The sequence below is a fragment of the Arthrobacter sp. MP_M4 genome, assembly GCF_035984855.1.
Classification (GTDB): domain Bacteria; phylum Actinomycetota; class Actinomycetes; order Actinomycetales; family Micrococcaceae; genus Arthrobacter.
On the sequence record NZ_JAXCHX010000033.1, the window covers coordinates 1 to 16,214 of the forward strand.

Sequence of the window (16,214 nt, forward strand, 5' to 3'; positions counted from 1 at the left end):
ATCCGGGACCACTGGCCATCACTCAAAACAGATGTTCGCGACACCCAACAAGCATTCCAGCCAGCGACCCCCTCATTTAGGAGACACGCCCTAGGCCACCCCGGGACTTCGCCTAGGCCACCCCGGTTGGACCGCCGGGCCTGCCCGGTCCGACGAATAGCGGAGCGGGCATAGACCGCGACTGGGCCTTCACCCGGCATGGGTGGGGGCCCAGTCTGCTGCCCAATGACCGTCACGAGGCCGACCGGTCCAAAGTCGGCTGTTGCGAGGTGTAACGGTCGAAAGAGACCGGGCTAGGCAGCCTTGCGGGCTTCCTTCGCCGGTACCGAGTCCACAATGGCCCAGCCGTGCTCCTCCGCCGTTTGGCGGCTGGCGAAGCGCTCAGCCGTGGCTAGGTCATCGAACGTCTCAGTGCGGATGCGGCCGCAGTCGGTGTCCAGATACGTGACTTCGAAGTACTGGGTGGTTTCCATACTTCAAGTGTGCCGCCGGGCTCTGACACTCTGAGGTCATCACCCCGGCGTGTTGCCAAGCCGCAGCACGCGCTCCCGCGCCAGGTCCTCGGCACGGCCGGTTTTGTCGGCGGCCCGCGCGGCCTGCTGCGCCCGCGCGCCAGCCAGTTCCCGCCTCTTCCGGGCCGTTCTGAGTTCCTGCTCGCAACGGGCCAGCTGTTCGCGCAGATCCCGCACGGTTTCGGAGAGTTCCGTGGCCAGGGCGGTGGACTCGGCCAGCTCCTCCTGCTGCTGCCGGGCTTCCTCCGCCGCTGCCCGGGCGGCGCTCTCGGCGTCTGCGAGAGTTGCACGTGCCCGCTCCAAGGCGGAGGACGAGACTTTGCGCGGTTCCTGCCGGACTGCGCGCAGCCGGGGTTGTTCTGCTTTACCGCCGGCATCCGGCCGGCGCGCCGGTGCCGCCGCAGGGCCGCCCGCGCCGGCGACGGCCACAGCACCGGAGAGATCCACCACGTCAACGCCGTCGGCAGACAGGCCCCGCAGCAGGCGGCCGGACTGTACGGCCGCCGCGGCGCCCTCATCCGCCGTCGCCGCACGCAGTGTCGCTTCCACCTCCGTGGCGATCGCACCGCTGATTTTCCGCCCTTGCTGTGCCGCCACAGCCGCAGCTGCGCGGACCGCTTCGCCCAGGAGCTGCCGGCGTTCCTGCCCCAGCCGGCGCAGTTCCGCAGCGTCGAGGGAAGCCTGCGCGTCGCGCATCGACCTGCCGAGTTCGACGACGTCCCGGAGGGTCTCCGGCTGCCGGGCGGCGAGCATGTTCACAGTCCACGCCGCCACGGACGGTTTGGGCAGCGACCGTACTTCTGCGGCGAGAGAGGGCTGTTCCTTCGCGGCAGCGGCCTCCTTGGCGGCAGCCGTCCTTGCGGGAATGAAGTCATCGAACGGGAGGGCGTAGAGCCGTGCCGCAACGTCCGCCAGCGTTTGCTCTCCCATGCAAGAATCATAGAAGCCCGGCGCGGCCAAGCTGCCGCCACAGGGCGGTTCGCACGCAGAAAAAGGGCACTCATGATCGAAATAGCGGGGCTACCGGCCCACATCCTGCTCGTCCACGCCGTCGTGGTCCTGGCACCCGTCGCCGGCCTCGGTGCGATCCTCTATGCCGCGGCGCCACGCTGGCGGCGCTACCTCGCCTGGCCGCTGGGGGTGCTTTCGCTGCTCCTCGTTCCGGTTTCCCTGCTGACCGCTGAGGCCGGGGAACAGTTGGAGAAGGCCCGTCCGGCATCGGCCCTGATCCGGGAGCATGCGGAACAAGGCGACGTGCTGAAGACCGTCTCGGTGGTGTTTTTCGCTGTCATCGCGGTGGCGCTGGTGGTGAGCTATGAGCCCATCGGCCGGCGCTTCGCGTTCCTGGGCCGGCTCCGGACCCACCCCGCCATCCGGGTGGCGGTGCTGGTCCTCGCAGCGGTTGCGGGTGTCGTCTTCACCTACCAGAGCATCATCACCGGCCATTCGGGCGCTGCGTCCGTCTGGGCCCGTTGACCGGTGATTTAAAGGGCCCTGCAGAGGCGTGCCCGGGCCCGCTACGGTTTGTCGGTCCTGCGCAACGCCGCCACCAACACCGCGAACGCCAGCAACTGCAGCAGCACCACAGCCAGGATCAGCAGTTCACGGGCGTCATAGAGGGACCCGTACAGAGCCCCGCCCGCCAGCGCCCCCGCGCCCTCAAAGGCCGCGAAAACGCCGTACGCCGTGCCTTGCCGCAGTTCCGGCACCAGATCGGCGATCAGCGCCTTGACGGTGGAATCCTGGATGCCGGTGGCGGCACCCCAGACCAGCACGCCGGCCAACGCCAATCCACCCGCCGGCGATAAGGCCAGCACGGGGACAGCCGCAATCAGCGGGGGAAGTGCGAGGAGCACCCAGGCGCCCGACCGGTCGTAGAGGACGCCGGTGGCAAGGGCACCCAGCGCTGCCGCCGCCATGGCGCCCGCGTACAGCAGCGGTACGGCTGCCACCGGTACGGCCGCCGCGGTGGTGAGATGAAAAGAGATGACGCCGAAAGCTACCAGCCCGGCGCTCCACAAGAAGGCAGCGACGGCGAACAGCGCAAAGGCCCCGGTGAGCAGCGACGGAGGACCCCCGGTAACGTCCGGAGGGTCTGCGCCCGCGGCGGCAGAGCCTGTGCCGGTAGCGAAGCCGGAGGCCGCTGCACCGGCTGGAGGGGGTCCGCCCGGTTCAGCGATGCGGCGGCGCAGCCAGGTCAGCAGAATCATGGCAGCCGCTGCAGGAACTGCCAGGACCGCGAAGGCCGCCGTCAGATTTCCGCTGACCGCAAGTACCGCGGCCACCAGGACGGGCCCAAGCAGGGCGCCGGCGAGGTCAAGGGACTTGTGGACAGCGAAGCCGCGGCCCCTGCCCACCGGGCTGGCGACCCTGGCCAGCAGCACCGTCTTGGCCGGGCTGCGGACAGCCTTGCCGACGCGGTCCCCGATAATCAGCACAGACGCCACCAGCAATCCGGCCGCCCCGGCCAGGGGTGCGACGGCGAGCAAGGGCACGCAGACCGCCGTGAGCCCGTATCCGGCGACCGTGAATGTCCAGTAGCGGCGGGTGCGGTCCGCCCAGGGGCCAAACAACAACCGGAGTCCCTGCGCTGCGGCCTCCGCCGCGCCGGTCACGAGTCCGACGAGCAGTGCAGAGGCGCCAAGTTGGGCGAGCAGAGGCCCAGCCAAGGGCCGGGCGCCGTCGGAAACGGCATCGGCAGCTAGGCTGACAAGCCCAAACCCGATCACCGGCCCCCACACAACGCGTCCCGTCGCGCCCGGTACAGGCTGGCCGTCCGCCGTCGTCCGACCCCGCCGTTCCATGAGCCCATGGTTCACCGGGACCAGGGCAAAGACAAGGGCCCGCAGCGCCAGCCGGTGATCCCACCAGCCCGCGCAGCAAAAAGGACCCCACCTGGCGTGTGCCGGATGGGGCCCCTTGGCCGGGCCCGTTGCCTGTTACCGCCAGGCTCGGACGTAGTCGACCTTCATTTCGGAGGCCGGTCCGTAGGCAGTGCTGGTACTCGCCTTGCCCACGTTCAGCACCAGGTACTGGGCGGCATTGCCGTCGTCGGTGGCGAAGGACTTAACCTTGACGCCGTCGACATAGACCTCGGAGACGCTTCCCTTACGCCACAGTCCGTAGGTGTGGTACGCGTTGCCCCAGCTGCCCGCAATGGTTCCTTGATTGTGGGTCCCGGACGCCGAGTGGTAGTTGGACGTCAACTTTCCCTTCAGCACCTCAGCGATGTCGTTCTCACCGTTGGCCGGCCAGGATTGTCCGGTGGTCCACCACGCCGGCCAGTTGTGCAGGACGGTTCCGTTTCCGGGGAAGGCGATGCGCGCCTCGGTGTAGCCGGTGCGGAATTCGTAACCGGTGGTGGCGGCGTCCTTCGGGTTTGAGGACACGAGGGCGCCGGTGCCGGCGTCCGAGAGCTTAAGCGAGAGGTTGCCGCCGCCGACCGAAACGTTGGCCGGGCTGGTCTTGACCTTGTTCATCGTGCCGCCGCCGAACCAGGAACTCGACCACTTGGTGGTGTCGAGCGTGGTTCCGTTGAAGTCGTCACTGAAGGTCGGCGACCAGGCGCCGGGTACACCCAACGGTTTCAGGGAAGAGACGGATGCGGCCGGCACGATCGCGGCGGGTGCGGGTGCGGGTGCGGGTGCAGGTGCAGGTGCGGCCGCTGCCGCTGCCGGGACGGGGGAGGGGGCGGGCGCCGCCGCGGGGGCAGGGGCTGCTGCCGGGGTGGCTGCCGCCGCGGCGGCCGGAACAGGCACCGCCGCCGGCGCGGGTGCCGGCTGGAATGTGCAGGGCGGCACTCCGTCGTTGACTCTAAGCGAGCAGGTGTACGTGCCTGAGGGCGCCGCCGGCGCTGCGCCGGGTGCCGCCACGGCGCCGAGGGACGCTGTGAGGGACAGTACGGCTGCCGCGGCCGCACCGGTAAACAAGGTCGTGCTTTTCTTCATTACTCTCCTGGAGCTCACGCTCTGTTGGTGGCGCTGTTCCACGCAGCGCTGAGGGCGCGCGCGAAACAGGAGACGCCGGTTCATAGCGGCACCGAGGGTATTCACCGGCGCACCAGACGGCTGGCCGGGTAGTCCATCCAGGCAGCGACGTGCCTTCTCGGACGCCTTAAGGGCAGGCGTCACCCACAACGGGGCAAAAAGAATCGGCTCCGGCGACTGCGCCGGAGCCGATAGATAGATAGAGACCAGAGCTTCCTGCCAGAATCGAACTGGCGACCTTCTCATTACGAGTGAGACGCTCTACCAACTGAGCTAAGGAAGCAACCGCTTGACGCGTCGGGGTGACCCGGAGGCATCATGCCAGAGATAACTGTAATAGAGTCTTCCGGCCCGGGTCAAAGTGAGTAGTCAGCGCCTCAGCAGACGGTGTTGTCCGCGGGGGCCGTGCCGTCCAGCAGGTAACCGTCCACGGCATTGCCGATGCAGTCGTTGGACCGGCCGTAAGCTGTATGGCCCTCGCCCTTCCAGGTCAGCGTTGCGGCTGTTCCGAGCTGCTTGCGCAGCGCACTGGCCCATTCCACCGGGGTTGCCGGGTCTCCGGTGGTGCCGACCACGACGATGGTGGCCGGACCCTTGTAATCCACCGGTGCCGGGGTCCGGAGGTTCCGGTAGGGCCAGTCCTTGCAGTTGACGCCGCCATAAGCGAAGTAGTAGCCGAGCGTGGGGGAGAGCTCACGCAAATTCTGTTCCTCCGCGCGCATGCTCGCGGTGTCCGAGGACATCGGGTAGTCGAGGCAGTTGATGGCGCTGAAGGCGAACGTCGAGTTCGAGGAGTAGGTTCCGTCCGGTTCCCGGTCCGCTCCGAAGTCCGAGAGCCGGAGCATCGGCGCCACATCCCCTTTCATCGCGCTGCCCAGGGCCTGTGTCAGCGCGGGCCAGTTGTCGTCATTGTAGAAGGGCAGGATGAAGCCGCTGACGAACATGGAAGCGTTGACTGTCCGGCCGTCCTTGGCGGTCCTCGGTTCCGCCTCAACGGCGCTGATGATGTCCCGGATCTGGCCGACGGCATCATCAACGGTGCCGCTCAGCGGACATCCGGTGTTGGCGAGGCAGTCCGTCACGTAGGCCCGGATGGCTTTCTCGAAAGCCTTGGCCTGGCCGCTGGTCAGCTCCTCGTAGCTGAGGGAGGGATCCATTGCGCCGTCGAGGACCATCCGGCCAACGTTGTCCGGGAACAGGGAGGCGTAGGTGGAGCCGAGGAAGGTCCCGTAGGAGTAGCCCAGGTAGTTCAGCTTGCTGTCATTGAGCACACCGCGCAGGATGTCAAGGTCCTTGGCGGCACTGACAGTATCGACGTGGCCAAGCACCGGGCCGGTCTTCTCCGCACACTTGGCGGCGACGGCCTTGTTGTCGGCCAGGGCTTCGGCGAGCCCGGCGTCAGTCGTGAGGTCGTAGGTCTTGGCGCGGGAGGCATCGCGCTCCTGGTCGGTCAGGCACGTCACCGGGGCGGAGCGTTTGACGCCGCGCGGATCGAAACCGACGATGTCGTAGCTGGCGCGCACCTTCTGGGAAATATTGGTGGAACCGGCATCCCGCACGAAGTCATAGCCGGAGCCGCCCGGGCCGCCGGGGTTAACCAGCAGGCTGCCCAGCTTGTCCTTGCTTTTCGTCGGGAGCTTCAGGGCCGCGATTTCGATGGTTCCGCCGTCGGGTTTGCTGTAGTCCAGCGGCACCGTGACCTTGGCGCATTGAAAGTCGCCTTCGCAGCGGGTCCAGTCGAGCGTCTGGGAGTAGAAGCTGCGCAAATTATCCGGCGCGGCGGCAGCGATCGACGGGTCAGCTGTTTTCTGCGCTTCACCCGCACCCCCGCCGCCCGAGCCGAACAAAGTGCAGGAGGACAGGACGAGGGCCATCACCAGGCCGAGCGCCAGAGCGGCAGCTCCCCGCAGCCTGACCCCCCGGGGTCGGTTCGAGGCGGGCCGGAACGGTGGGCTCATGCTGTTCTCCTTGGAAATGGGACGATGCTGATCCGGACGGGTAGGGCGGTCAGGCCTCAGATGAGGCTGGCGGCCATGGACTCGATGGTCAAAAGCGGGGCCACGTTCGACGTCGTGATCCGTGTGCGGGCCTTGTTGATGGCGTCCATGCGGGCCAGCGTGGTTTCGGCGGAGGAGCGCGAGGCAAATTCCGTGAGTTCGCTCCGAAGTTCACTGTTGACCAGTTCCACGGCGTTCCCCATCTGAATGATCAGCACGTCCCGGTAGAAAGACAACAGATCAGTCAGCGTACGGTCCAGGGAGTCCGTCACCGAACGCTTGGCGCGTCGCTTCTGGTCGTCCTCAAGCTGTTTGACCTGGCCGCGCATGGCCGGCGGCAGGGTCCCGCTTTCCGGGGCTCCGAGGGTGGCGAGCAGGGCGGCCTTTTCCGCCGCGTCGCGCTCGTCGTTGGAGCTGTTGGCTTCCTCGGTGGCGATCTTGACAAGCTTTTCCGCCATGAGCACCGCCGCCGTGACCCCCCGCAGGTCCAGAGGGAACCGCACCGTCTCCAGCCGCCGTTTCCGCGCGTCGGGATCCCGGGCCAGCCGGCGGGCGATGCCCACGTGGCTTTGCGCCGCCCGGGCTGCCCGCTCGGCGACCGCAGGGTCGACGCCGTCGCGCTTGACGAGCAGGGCAGCGACGTCGGCCGCGGGTGGAAGCCGAAGGGCAACGGACCGGCAGCGGGAGCGGATGGTGACCAGGACGTCGGCCGGGGAGGGGGCACACAGCATCCAGATAGTGCGGGGAGTGGGTTCCTCGATGGCTTTGAGCAGCACATTGGTGGTGCGCTCGGCCATCCGGTCCGCATCCTCCACGACGATGATGCGCCAGCGCGCCGAGGAGGGCCGGTTTCCCGCCGTGGAGACCAGTTCGCGGGCCTCGTCAATGGTGATGGTGACCTTCTCGGTGCGCACAAAGGCCACATCAGAGTGCGTCTCACCAAGGATCGTCAGGCAGGCTGCGCATTCGCCGCAGCCGCGGCGGCTGAGGTCGTCCTGGTCGCAGTTCAGGGCGGCCGCAAACGCCTTCGCCGCGTTGGACCGGCCGGAGCCCGGCGGGCCGGTAAAAAGCCAGGCGTGGGTCAGGCCTTCACCCTGCGCGGCCTGGCGCAACTGCGCCACGACGGCGGGTTGGCCTTGGAGGTCGTCCCAGACGCTCACGCGTCCACGCCCCGGGGGAGGGGCAGGAGGGATCCGACCCTGTCGAGGATCCGGGCAGCCAGCTGGTCAACGGGCAGGCCGGCGGGGAGAACAAGGTAGCGTTCGGGCCGGGCCGCGGCGAGATCGAGGAAGGCGTTCCGGATCGTGGCGTGGAACTCGTCGGCCTCGGATTCGAGCCGGTCCTCGGCCGCGTCGCCGGCGGTGCGCCGGCGGCGTCCCACCCCGGGGTCGACGTCGAGCAGCACCGTGAGGTCCGGTTGCAGGCCCGAGGTGGCCCACTCGTTGAGGTCGCGGACGGATGCAGTGCCAAGGCGCCGGCCCGCGCCCTGGTAGGCAACCGAGGAATCAATGTAGCGGTCGGTGAGGACGATCTCGCCGCGCGCCAGAGCCGGGCGGATGACCTGGCTCGCGTGGGCGGAGCGGGAGGCGGCGAAAATCAAGGCTTCGGTATGCGCGTCGATATGGCCGTGGCCGTGGTCCAGGACCAGGGAACGCAGTTTCTCCCCGATCGGGGTGCCGCCCGGCTCGCGGGTCCGCAGCACCTGGTAGCCGCGGGATTCGAGGGCCCCGGCCAGCTCCGCTGCCTGCGTGGACTTGCCGGCGCCGTCGCCGCCTTCGAAGGCGATAAAAAGTCCGGGGTTCTGGGTAGTCACTGTTCTAGCGTACCGACTATCGCCGGCAGCAACTCGCCCCGGCGTCGTACTTTGGCGGCTCCGCAGCGCATCGACGTACCCTGTGACCATGAGTCTTACCGAAGAACAGGCGGCGGCGCTGTCCGCCGAAACGGTCGTCGTGGCGGCCGGCCGGCCGGCACGGGAACGCGATGAACCGGTGAACCCTCCGATCGTGCTCTCCTCGACGTATTTCGGCACTGGGCCGCTGGGCGACGGCGACCGCGGCTACGGACGCTACTCCAACCCCACCTGGGACCCCTTTGAGGAAGCCCTCGGCCAGCTCGAAGGTGCCGATCTCCCCGCCCTGCTCTATGCCTCCGGCCTGGCCGCTGTCAGCTCAGCCTTGTCGCTGGTGCCGGCGGGCGGGGTGCTGGTCATGCCGTCCCACAGTTACGCCGGATCCCTGGTCATGGCCACCGAACTCGCCGGGAAGGGCTTCCTTGAACTGCGCACCGTGGACATCACCGATACCGACGCCGTCCTGGCGCAGCTCGCACCGGCGGACGGGCGGCCCGCCAGCATGCTCTGGCTGGAGAGCCCCACCAACCCGATGCTCGGTGTCGCGGACATCCGGGCCCTGACGGCCGCCGCGCATGCCGCGGGCGCCATGGTGGTCACCGACAACACCTTCTCCACCCCCCTTGTGCAGCAGCCCCTGGCCCTGGGATCGGATGTCGTCCTGCATTCGGTGACGAAATACCTCTCGGGCCACTCCGACGTCGTGTTGGGGGCACTCGTGACCTCCGACGCCGGCCTCCGCGCCACACTGCTGCACCACCGCACCATCCACGGCGGGATCGCCGGGCCCTTCGAGGCGTGGCTGGCGCTGCGCGGACTGCGCACCCTGGCGCTGCGGGTGGAGCGCTCGCAGGCTTCGGCAGCGGTCCTCGCGGAACGGCTCGGCACGCACCCCCGGGTCGACGGCATCCGGTTTCCGGGCCTTCCCTCGGATCCCGGCCACGGACGGGCCAAGAGCCAGATGAAGGGCTTCGGTTCGGTGCTGTGCATTGAAATGGCTCCCGTGGAGGGGGCCGCGGGCTGCATCAGCGGCGCCGATGCCGCGGACCGGATGATCAGGGCCCTGAAGCTTTGGCTGCCGGCCACTTCCTTGGGCGGCGTGGAGTCGCTGATCGAACGGCGGCGCCGGCACACAGCCGAACCGGCCAGCGTGCCGGAGAACCTGGTCCGGCTGAGCGTGGGAATCGAAAACGTCGAGGACCTGTGGGCCGATTTGGAACAGGCCCTCGCCGGCTTGGGCGGCTAGGCTGGGAGCATGGACGGACGCGCGCTTATTTTCTATGTTGAAACCGGGATTTACTTTCTCCTGGCCCTGGTAGCCCTTGCCCTGGAGGTGTGGGCGTTCTTCGACTGCCTGCGGCACAAGGGAAACGCTTTTGAGGCCGTATCCAAGCGCACCAAAACCTTCTGGCTTGCCCTCACCGGCGGTGCCATGGCTGTGGGCCTGCTCTCCGTGGTGGGCGGCGGCGGCGGAGGCCTGCTCGGCCCGCTGGGATTGTTCGGACTCGTCGCCGTGACGGCTGCGTCTGTCTATCTTGCCGACGTCCGGCCTGCGGTGAAGGATGCCGGCCGCGGCGGGAACCGCAACATGGGCCCCTACGGACCCTGGTAGGGCGCGACGGCGTCCCAGCCTACCGTTAGTTCGCCCAGTCGCCACCGGGACGGACCGTCCTGAACCGGCCAGCCGGAGCCCCGCAGTGAACGGCACATGGCCGTCCAGCGCTGCTGGTTCCCGAAAGCGGCCAGTGGCGCAGCTTCCAGCCAGGCCTGGTCCATTGCCTGCAGGAACGTATGGATTCTCTCGCCCGGGATGTTCCGGTGGATCAGTGCCTTCGGCAGCCGCTCGGCCACGTCCGAGGGCAACGCGAAACTTCCGAACCGCATGGACAGACTCAGGCTCAAGGGCCGCCCGGCGTCCAGTGCCACCCAGGTGACCCGGCGGCCGATTTCGTCGCAGGTGCCGTCAATGAACAGTCCGTCCGGGGCGAGCCGGCCCTGCACCAGCCGCCAGATGGCTTCGACGTCCGCTTCCTCGTACTGCCGCAGTACATTGAATGCCCGCACCAGGACGGGCCGTCCGGCCACTGGCAGTTCGAAGCCGCCCAACTGGAAGCTCAGTCCCGGCCGTTCCAGTTCCTTGGCCAGCCGGACCCGCTCAGGTTCGATTTCCACGCCCACCACGCGCACGTCCGGGCGGATCACGGACAACCGCTCGAAGAGTTCGACGGCGGTGGCCGGGGACGCGCCGTAACCCAGATCGACGACGAGGGGATCCGCGGCCGTGCGCAGCCGCCAGGCCTGCGGGCCGGCCAGCCAGCGGTCCAGGCGCCGCATCCGGTTGGGGTTGGTGGTGCCGCGGGTGATGTTGCCCACCGGCCTGCCGGTGCGGGATGCCGCCTTGGCAGCACCTCGTTTGTCCGTGACATGGGTCTGCGGGGGCGCCACCCGCTCAGCTTTCTGCACCACGAGCCAACCCTATCCTCCAACTCAATCCTTCGACACGCGGGTCACTCCCGGCCCATGCTGCCGCCGGGAGGGGTGCGGGGTGATCCAGCGGTGGCCCGAGGCACGGGCTTTGTAACGCTCGGCGCCGGCGGGGACCGCTCGGCTAGGATGAAAACCATGACTTATAAGCTGATTCTGCTGCGCCACGGCCACAGCGAATGGAACGCCAAGAACCTGTTCACCGGCTGGGTGGACGTTGACCTCAACGACCAGGGCCGGGCCGAGGCGGTCCGCGGCGGCGAGCTTCTTGTGGAGAACAACATCCTCCCCGACGTCCTGTACACCTCTTTGCTGAAGCGGGCCATCAACACCGCGAACATGACACTGGACAAGGCCGACCGTGGCTGGATCCCCGTCAAGCGGGACTGGCGGCTCAACGAGCGCCATTACGGCGCCCTGCAGGGCAAGGACAAGGCCCAGACCCTCGCGGAATACGGCGAAGAGCAGTTCATGATGTGGCGCCGGTCGTATGACACCCCGCCGCCGCCCCTGGACGACGACTCTGAGTTCTCCCAGGCGCACGATCCGCGCTACGCGGACCTCGGCGATGCCCTGCCCCGTACCGAATGCCTCAAAGATGTCCTGGTCCGCCTGCTGCCCTACTGGGAATCGGACATCAAGGAGGACCTCAAGGCCGGCAAGACCGTCCTGGTCACGGCGCACGGCAACTCACTGCGAGCCCTCGTCAAGCACCTGGACGGCATCAGCGATGAAGCCATCGCCGGCCTGAACATCCCCACCGGCATCCCGCTGGTCTACGAACTGGACGAGAACTTCAAGCCGCTTACCCCCGGCGGCACCTACCTCGACCCTGCGGCCGCTGCCGAGGCCATCAAGGCCGTTGCGAACCAGGGCAAGAAGTAGCTTCGGACGCAGTTTCTACCCGGACACGACGGCGGCCGGCCACCTTCCAAGGTGACCGGCCGCCGTCGAACTCTGCGCCGCTGTTACGGCAGGGAGGGTCAGCTGTGTTCGATGCCGTTCGGCTGCCAGGCGCCGGTGACCAGGTACGTGACTTTCTGCGCCACGGACACGCCGTGGTCCGCGAAACGCTCGAAGTATCGGCTGGCGAGGGCGACGTCGACAGTGGTCGCGGGCGACTCCTGCCAGTCGCTGCGCGCGATCGCCTGGAAGACGCTCAAGTGCAGGTCGTTCACGGCGGAGTTGGCTTTCAGGATGTCCCGGGCCACTTCAAGGTCCCGGGTCTCCAGCAGCGCCGTGAGCTTCCGGGCGATCAACAGGTCATGCTCGGCGAAGCTCTTGAACGTCTCGCGCAGCTGGGCGGGAACCACAGTGGCGGGGTAGCGCAGGCGGGCCAGCTGGGCGAGGTGGCGGGCGAGGTCGCCCATCCGCTCCAGGGAGGCACTCATCCGGAGCGAGCCCACGATCATCCGCAAGTCGCTGGCCACGGGGCCCTGCAGGGCGAGGATGTCGATGGCGCGCTCATCAAGGCTGTTCTGCAGGAAGTCGATGCGTGCATCGGCGGCGATGACGTCCTCGGCCAGATCGATGTCGGCGCCGTCGAAGGCAGTGGTGGCCTTCTCAATGGCTTCGCTGACCAGCGTGGAAATTTCGACGAGCTGTTCACCCACTTGGGTGAGCTCCTCCTGAAAAACCTTGCGCACGTGTGCGTCCTTTCTTTGGAAATATGGCCGCCGCTGCGGCGGCAGGCCCATTTCGGTTCACCTCTCGGCGCTTCAACTGTCCAGTCTTCCAGCGTCGGGTGAACTGTTACTCCCCAATAGGTGAACGTTAGCTGAACCGCAGGCGCAATAGGGGGAGATTACGGTTTCCGGCGCGGGCCACAGCATAAGCTGGAGCCGTGGACCCAATGCTAATCGGCGTGATCGCCGGCCTGATCGGCCTCTCGCTTGGCGTCTTCGGTGTGCTCGCGTTCCGGGTCAGCGAACAGCAGCGAAAGCTAGTGGACGTGGAGTACGAGGAACCCGCGCTTCCCGATGGCGCCGCCGAGGTGCTGGCCGCCGTCGGACGGGCGTTCGCCGTGGTGGACGCGATCGACGGAGTGGTCCGGGCAAGCCCCGCCGCGTACGCCTACGGCCTGGTGCGCGGCCATACCCTGGTGCACGAGCAGCTGCTGGAGATGACGGCCAAGGTGCGCCGCGACGGGGTCATCCTCGAGAGGCTCCTCGAACTGCCGCGCGGGCCGCTGGGCCAGGGAACCATTGTGGTCCAGGTGCGGGCGGCCGTGATCGCGGAGGATTACATCCTGCTGCTGGCCGATGACCGGACTGAGGTCACCCGCACCGAGGAAGTCCGGAACGATTTCGTCGCCAACGTCTCCCACGAGCTGAAGACGCCGGTGGGCGCCATCTCGTTGCTGGCGGAAGCGCTCGAGTCCTCCGCCGACGATCCGGAAGCCGTGCGCCGGTTCGCCAAGCGCACCCACAAGGAATCGGCCCGACTGGCAGCCTTGGTGCAGGACATCATCGAACTCTCCCGGCTGCAGGGCTCCAACGTCGCCAAGCAGGGCCGGGCCGTGGACATCAACACCGTCGTCGCCGAGGCGGTGGACCGCTCCCAGCTGCCAGCGGAAAGCAGGAACATCGAACTCGTCGTGGGCGGACACTCGGACGCGATGGTCTACGGTGACCAGGACCAGCTGGTGACCGCGCTGCGCAACCTGATCGATAACGCCATCCGCTACTCACCGGAGAACACCCGGGTGGGCGTGGGCATCCGTGCCAAGGAAGGGCTCGTGGCCGTCTCGGTCACGGACCAGGGCGAAGGCCTCAGTCCCGAGGACCAGGACCGCGTCTTTGAACGCTTTTACCGGGTGGACGCCGCGCGGTCCCGCCACACCGGGGGCACGGGCCTCGGCCTGAGCATCGTCAAGCACGTTGTCGCCAACCACGGCGGCGAGGTGACGCTCTGGTCCAGGCCCGGGCAGGGTTCCACGTTCACGATCCGGCTTCCCGAGCTGGAAGGACAGGACGCCGACGGCGTTCCGGAGCCCCGCGAACCGGCGAACCGGGCGGATGCCCGGCCCGCGATTGCCGGTCCGTCCCAGCACCCCAAACCCCCACGACGGGACGCCGCCGGCGCCCACGAGCAAGGAGCTACCGCTTGAGCAGGATTCTGATTGTCGAGGACGAGGAGTCGTTCAGCGACCCGCTGTCCTACCTTTTGGGCAAGGAAGGGTTCGAGGTGGAGGTGGTGGACAACGGACTGGACGCCATCACCGAATTTGACCGCAACGGCGCTGACCTGGTGCTTTTGGATCTGCAACTGCCCGGACAGTCAGGCACGGAGGTCTGCCGGCAGCTGAGGCAACGCTCCTCCGTCCCGGTCATCATGCTGACGGCGAAGGACGCTGAAATCGACAAGGTGGTGGGCTTGGAACTGGGCGCGGACGACTACGTCACCAAGCCCTACTCATCCCGGGAGCTGGTGGCCCGTGTCCGGGCCGTGCTCCGCCGCCAGGGTGAGCCCGAGGAGCTGGTAGCCAGCACCGTGCAGGCCGGACCGGTCCGGATGGACATTGAGCGCCACGTGGTCACCGTCAAAAGCGAGCAGGTTTCCCTGCCGCTGAAAGAGTTCGAGCTGCTGGAAATGCTGCTGCGGAACTCCGGCCGGGTGCTGACCCGCGGGCAGCTGATCGACCGGGTCTGGGGCTCGGATTACGTGGGGGACACCAAAACCCTGGACGTCCACGTCAAACGGCTCCGCAGCAAAATCGAGCCGGATCCCTCGGCGCCGCGGCACCTGATCACGGTCCGCGGGCTGGGCTACAAGTTCGAACCCTAAACGGGACAAGCACGGAGGCGTGGGCCGGGCCGGCACTCACGGCCCGGCCCAGCCGGCAGCACCACAGGCGTCAGCAACACAGGCGGCAGCAAACACAGAAAAAGGGAGGCGCACCCGGACCGGGTGCGCCTCCCTTTGCGTGGAGAACGGTGCGGAGACTAGTGGTTCGCGCTGCTCGTCGGCGCGGGGGTGGACGTCGGCGTGCCTGAGTCCGTGGGCTCGCTGCCGGCCGGGAGGTACTGCTTGTAGTCAGAAATCGTTGCGTCCAGCACCGGGACCTTGAATTTGGCGTTCTGGTTGGTGGCGTCTTCACGGATGCTGACCTCGACGAGGGAACCCGGCGCGCCGCCTGTGGTGCTCAGGATTGCCTCGTCCGTGGAATCGTTGAGCAGAGTGTAGGCGTTCTGCTTGACCGGGATCCGGGTCTGCGATCCGCCGGCACCCAGAATGGTCAGCGTCACGTCCTCGGAGGAGGAGTTGTACACGGCGCCGATCACGCGGCCGGGCTTGTCCTCCCCGGCGGAAATGATCATCATGTTGCGCAGCTGCAGCGGACCGACGCTGGCCTGGGTTCCATCTGACGCAGCGTACTGCGCGTTGGTCGACTGGGGGTTGATGTAGCCACAGCCAGTTACGGACAGCAGGCCAAGGCCCAGAGCAGCCGTTGCCATTGCCAGCTTGCCGCGCTGGCCCCGGTTCGTCGCAGAGAAACCCACGTCACGCACTCCTTGAGAGTCTTGGAACATTCTTCAGCCATAGCCTATCGGCAATCCACGTCAAACATTGATTCGGCCGCTACATAAAGCCGCCGGCCCGGCGGGCCGCGGGCGGCTCAGCGGGCTTGGCCTGTGCCCTTGGCAACGTCGACGCCATGCACTAATATCCGCGTTCGTCAAGGGGTCTGGCGGCACCGATTGGGCCTATTTTCCGCGGATTCATGCGGTTCTTGGCTGCGATCCGTGCCAGTCGTATGCCTTAATCGTGATAAACTGGTCTGCGGGAAAGGGGAATGTCCACATGGTTTTTGAGGTCGGCGAGACAGTAGTTTACCCTCACCACGGTGCAGCCAAAATTGAAGAAATCAAGATGCGCACTGTCAAGGGCGAAGAGAAGATGTATCTCAAGCTCAAGGTGGCTCAGGGTGATCTGACCATTGAAGTTCCAGCAGAAAATGTTGACCTTGTTGGGGTCCGGGACGTAGTGGGCAAAGAAGGTCTGGAGCACGTGTTTGAAGTGCTGCGGGCTGAGTTCACTGAAGAACCCACCAACTGGTCACGTCGTTACAAGGCAAACCTGGAAAAGCTTGCTTCCGGTGACGTCATCAAGGTGGCAGAAGTCGTCCGCGACCTCTGGCGCCGCGATCACGACCGGGGTCTCTCCGCAGGGGAGAAGCGCATGCTGGCCAAGGCCCGCCAGATTCTGATTTCAGAACTGGCGTTGGCTGAAAAGACCGACGAAGAGAAGGCCGCAAGCGTTCTCGACGAGGTCCTGGCTTCCTAGGCACCAGACACGAATCGAACCCCGGTAGCGTAACAACTGCCGGGGTTTCTTTTGCCCGTTTTTGCCCGCCTTTCCGGTTGAGCTATCACCTTCGGTC

17 protein-coding genes and 1 tRNA gene are annotated in these 16,214 nt (G+C 67.0%); 7 read left to right on the forward strand and 11 right to left on the reverse strand.

The window, feature by feature from the left end:
• Nucleotides 1-293 precede the first annotated feature (293 nt).
• Together RCH15_RS17405 and RCH15_RS17410 are read right to left on the reverse strand one after the other, a co-directional pair.
• Entirely contained in the window at nucleotides 294-473 is a 180-nt protein-coding gene (locus RCH15_RS17405; protein WP_326961908.1) for a hypothetical protein, read from the reverse strand.
• A 39-nt stretch (nucleotides 474-512) separates the two neighbouring features.
• Nucleotides 513-1,442 carry a hypothetical protein gene (locus RCH15_RS17410; protein WP_326961909.1) on the reverse strand — a complete coding sequence of 310 codons (930 nt, stop codon included), beginning with the start codon at nucleotides 1,440-1,442 and terminating at the stop codon, nucleotides 513-515.
• A 72-nt stretch (nucleotides 1,443-1,514) separates the two neighbouring features.
• Here RCH15_RS17410 and RCH15_RS17415 point away from each other — a divergent pair, with 72 nt between their 5' ends.
• On the forward strand, nucleotides 1,515-1,988 hold the full coding sequence (locus RCH15_RS17415) for a hypothetical protein (RefSeq protein ID WP_326961910.1): 474 nt from the start codon (nucleotides 1,515-1,517) through the stop codon (nucleotides 1,986-1,988).
• Between the two features lie 41 nt (nucleotides 1,989-2,029).
• Here RCH15_RS17415 and RCH15_RS17420 read toward each other — a convergent pair whose 3' ends face one another.
• The 6 genes from RCH15_RS17420 to tmk form a co-directional block, all read right to left on the reverse strand.
• Entirely contained in the window at nucleotides 2,030-3,316 is a 1,287-nt protein-coding gene (locus RCH15_RS17420; RefSeq protein WP_326961911.1) for an MFS transporter, read from the reverse strand.
• A 135-nt stretch (nucleotides 3,317-3,451) separates the two neighbouring features.
• Nucleotides 3,452-4,459, reverse strand: coding sequence for a glycoside hydrolase family 16 protein (locus tag RCH15_RS17425; RefSeq protein ID WP_326961912.1), 1,008 nt, complete (start codon nucleotides 4,457-4,459; stop codon nucleotides 3,452-3,454).
• A gap of 249 nt (nucleotides 4,460-4,708) precedes the next feature.
• Nucleotides 4,709-4,781 (reverse strand) — tRNA-Thr (locus RCH15_RS17430).
• A gap of 94 nt (nucleotides 4,782-4,875) precedes the next feature.
• Nucleotides 4,876-6,456 (reverse strand): alpha/beta hydrolase, encoded by a 1,581-nt coding sequence (locus RCH15_RS17435; protein ID WP_326961913.1) that lies wholly within the window; start codon nucleotides 6,454-6,456, stop codon nucleotides 4,876-4,878.
• Nucleotides 6,457-6,512: 56 nt separating this feature from the next.
• Nucleotides 6,513-7,655 (reverse strand): DNA polymerase III subunit delta', encoded by a 1,143-nt coding sequence (locus tag RCH15_RS17440; RefSeq protein ID WP_326961914.1) that lies wholly within the window; start codon nucleotides 7,653-7,655, stop codon nucleotides 6,513-6,515.
• On the reverse strand, nucleotides 7,652-8,308 hold the full coding sequence (gene tmk, locus RCH15_RS17445; protein ID WP_326961915.1) for a dTMP kinase: 657 nt from the start codon (nucleotides 8,306-8,308) through the stop codon (nucleotides 7,652-7,654). The genes RCH15_RS17440 and tmk overlap by 4 nt, the downstream gene beginning before the upstream one ends.
• An 88-nt stretch (nucleotides 8,309-8,396) precedes the next feature.
• On the opposite strand from tmk, the gene RCH15_RS17450 reads away from it, so the two are divergent.
• Together RCH15_RS17450 and RCH15_RS17455 are read left to right on the forward strand one after the other, a co-directional pair.
• Nucleotides 8,397-9,593 (forward strand): trans-sulfuration enzyme family protein, encoded by a 1,197-nt coding sequence (locus RCH15_RS17450; RefSeq protein ID WP_326961916.1) that lies wholly within the window; start codon nucleotides 8,397-8,399, stop codon nucleotides 9,591-9,593.
• Between the two features lie 9 nt (nucleotides 9,594-9,602).
• Nucleotides 9,603-9,959: a DUF2516 family protein gene (locus RCH15_RS17455; RefSeq protein ID WP_326961917.1), complete on the forward strand. Its 357-nt coding sequence runs from the start codon at nucleotides 9,603-9,605 to the stop codon at nucleotides 9,957-9,959.
• Here the strand turns inward: RCH15_RS17455 and RCH15_RS17460 are convergent.
• Complete coding sequence (locus tag RCH15_RS17460) at nucleotides 9,944-10,813, reverse strand: class I SAM-dependent methyltransferase (RefSeq protein WP_326961918.1); 870 nt, start codon at nucleotides 10,811-10,813, stop codon at nucleotides 9,944-9,946. The genes RCH15_RS17455 and RCH15_RS17460 overlap by 16 nt on opposite strands.
• Before the next feature lie 156 nt (nucleotides 10,814-10,969).
• On the opposite strand from RCH15_RS17460, the gene RCH15_RS17465 reads away from it, so the two are divergent.
• A complete protein-coding gene (locus RCH15_RS17465; protein WP_326961919.1) occupies nucleotides 10,970-11,716 on the forward strand; it encodes a phosphoglyceromutase in 747 nt (248 codons plus the stop codon).
• A gap of 98 nt (nucleotides 11,717-11,814) precedes the next feature.
• Here RCH15_RS17465 and phoU read toward each other — a convergent pair whose 3' ends face one another.
• The gene (gene phoU / locus RCH15_RS17470; protein WP_326961920.1) at nucleotides 11,815-12,477 is read right to left on the reverse strand and encodes a phosphate signaling complex protein PhoU; all 663 of its coding nucleotides are present in this window, start codon (nucleotides 12,475-12,477) and stop codon (nucleotides 11,815-11,817) included.
• A gap of 206 nt (nucleotides 12,478-12,683) precedes the next feature.
• Here phoU and RCH15_RS17475 point away from each other — a divergent pair, with 206 nt between their 5' ends.
• Together RCH15_RS17475 and RCH15_RS17480 are read left to right on the forward strand one after the other, a co-directional pair.
• On the forward strand, nucleotides 12,684-13,940 hold the full coding sequence (locus RCH15_RS17475; protein ID WP_326961933.1) for a sensor histidine kinase: 1,257 nt from the start codon (nucleotides 12,684-12,686) through the stop codon (nucleotides 13,938-13,940).
• The gene (locus tag RCH15_RS17480) at nucleotides 13,937-14,617 is read left to right on the forward strand and encodes a response regulator transcription factor (RefSeq protein WP_326961921.1); all 681 of its coding nucleotides are present in this window, start codon (nucleotides 13,937-13,939) and stop codon (nucleotides 14,615-14,617) included. The genes RCH15_RS17475 and RCH15_RS17480 overlap by 4 nt, the downstream gene beginning before the upstream one ends.
• 158 nt (nucleotides 14,618-14,775) lie before the next feature.
• Here RCH15_RS17480 and RCH15_RS17485 read toward each other — a convergent pair whose 3' ends face one another.
• Nucleotides 14,776-15,333 carry a hypothetical protein gene (locus RCH15_RS17485; protein WP_326961922.1) on the reverse strand — a complete coding sequence of 186 codons (558 nt, stop codon included), beginning with the start codon at nucleotides 15,331-15,333 and terminating at the stop codon, nucleotides 14,776-14,778.
• A 301-nt stretch (nucleotides 15,334-15,634) separates the two neighbouring features.
• Between RCH15_RS17485 and RCH15_RS17490 the strand changes: the two genes are divergently transcribed.
• On the forward strand, nucleotides 15,635-16,117 hold the full coding sequence (locus tag RCH15_RS17490) for a CarD family transcriptional regulator (RefSeq protein ID WP_024367191.1): 483 nt from the start codon (nucleotides 15,635-15,637) through the stop codon (nucleotides 16,115-16,117).
• Nucleotides 16,118-16,214 lie beyond the last annotated feature (97 nt).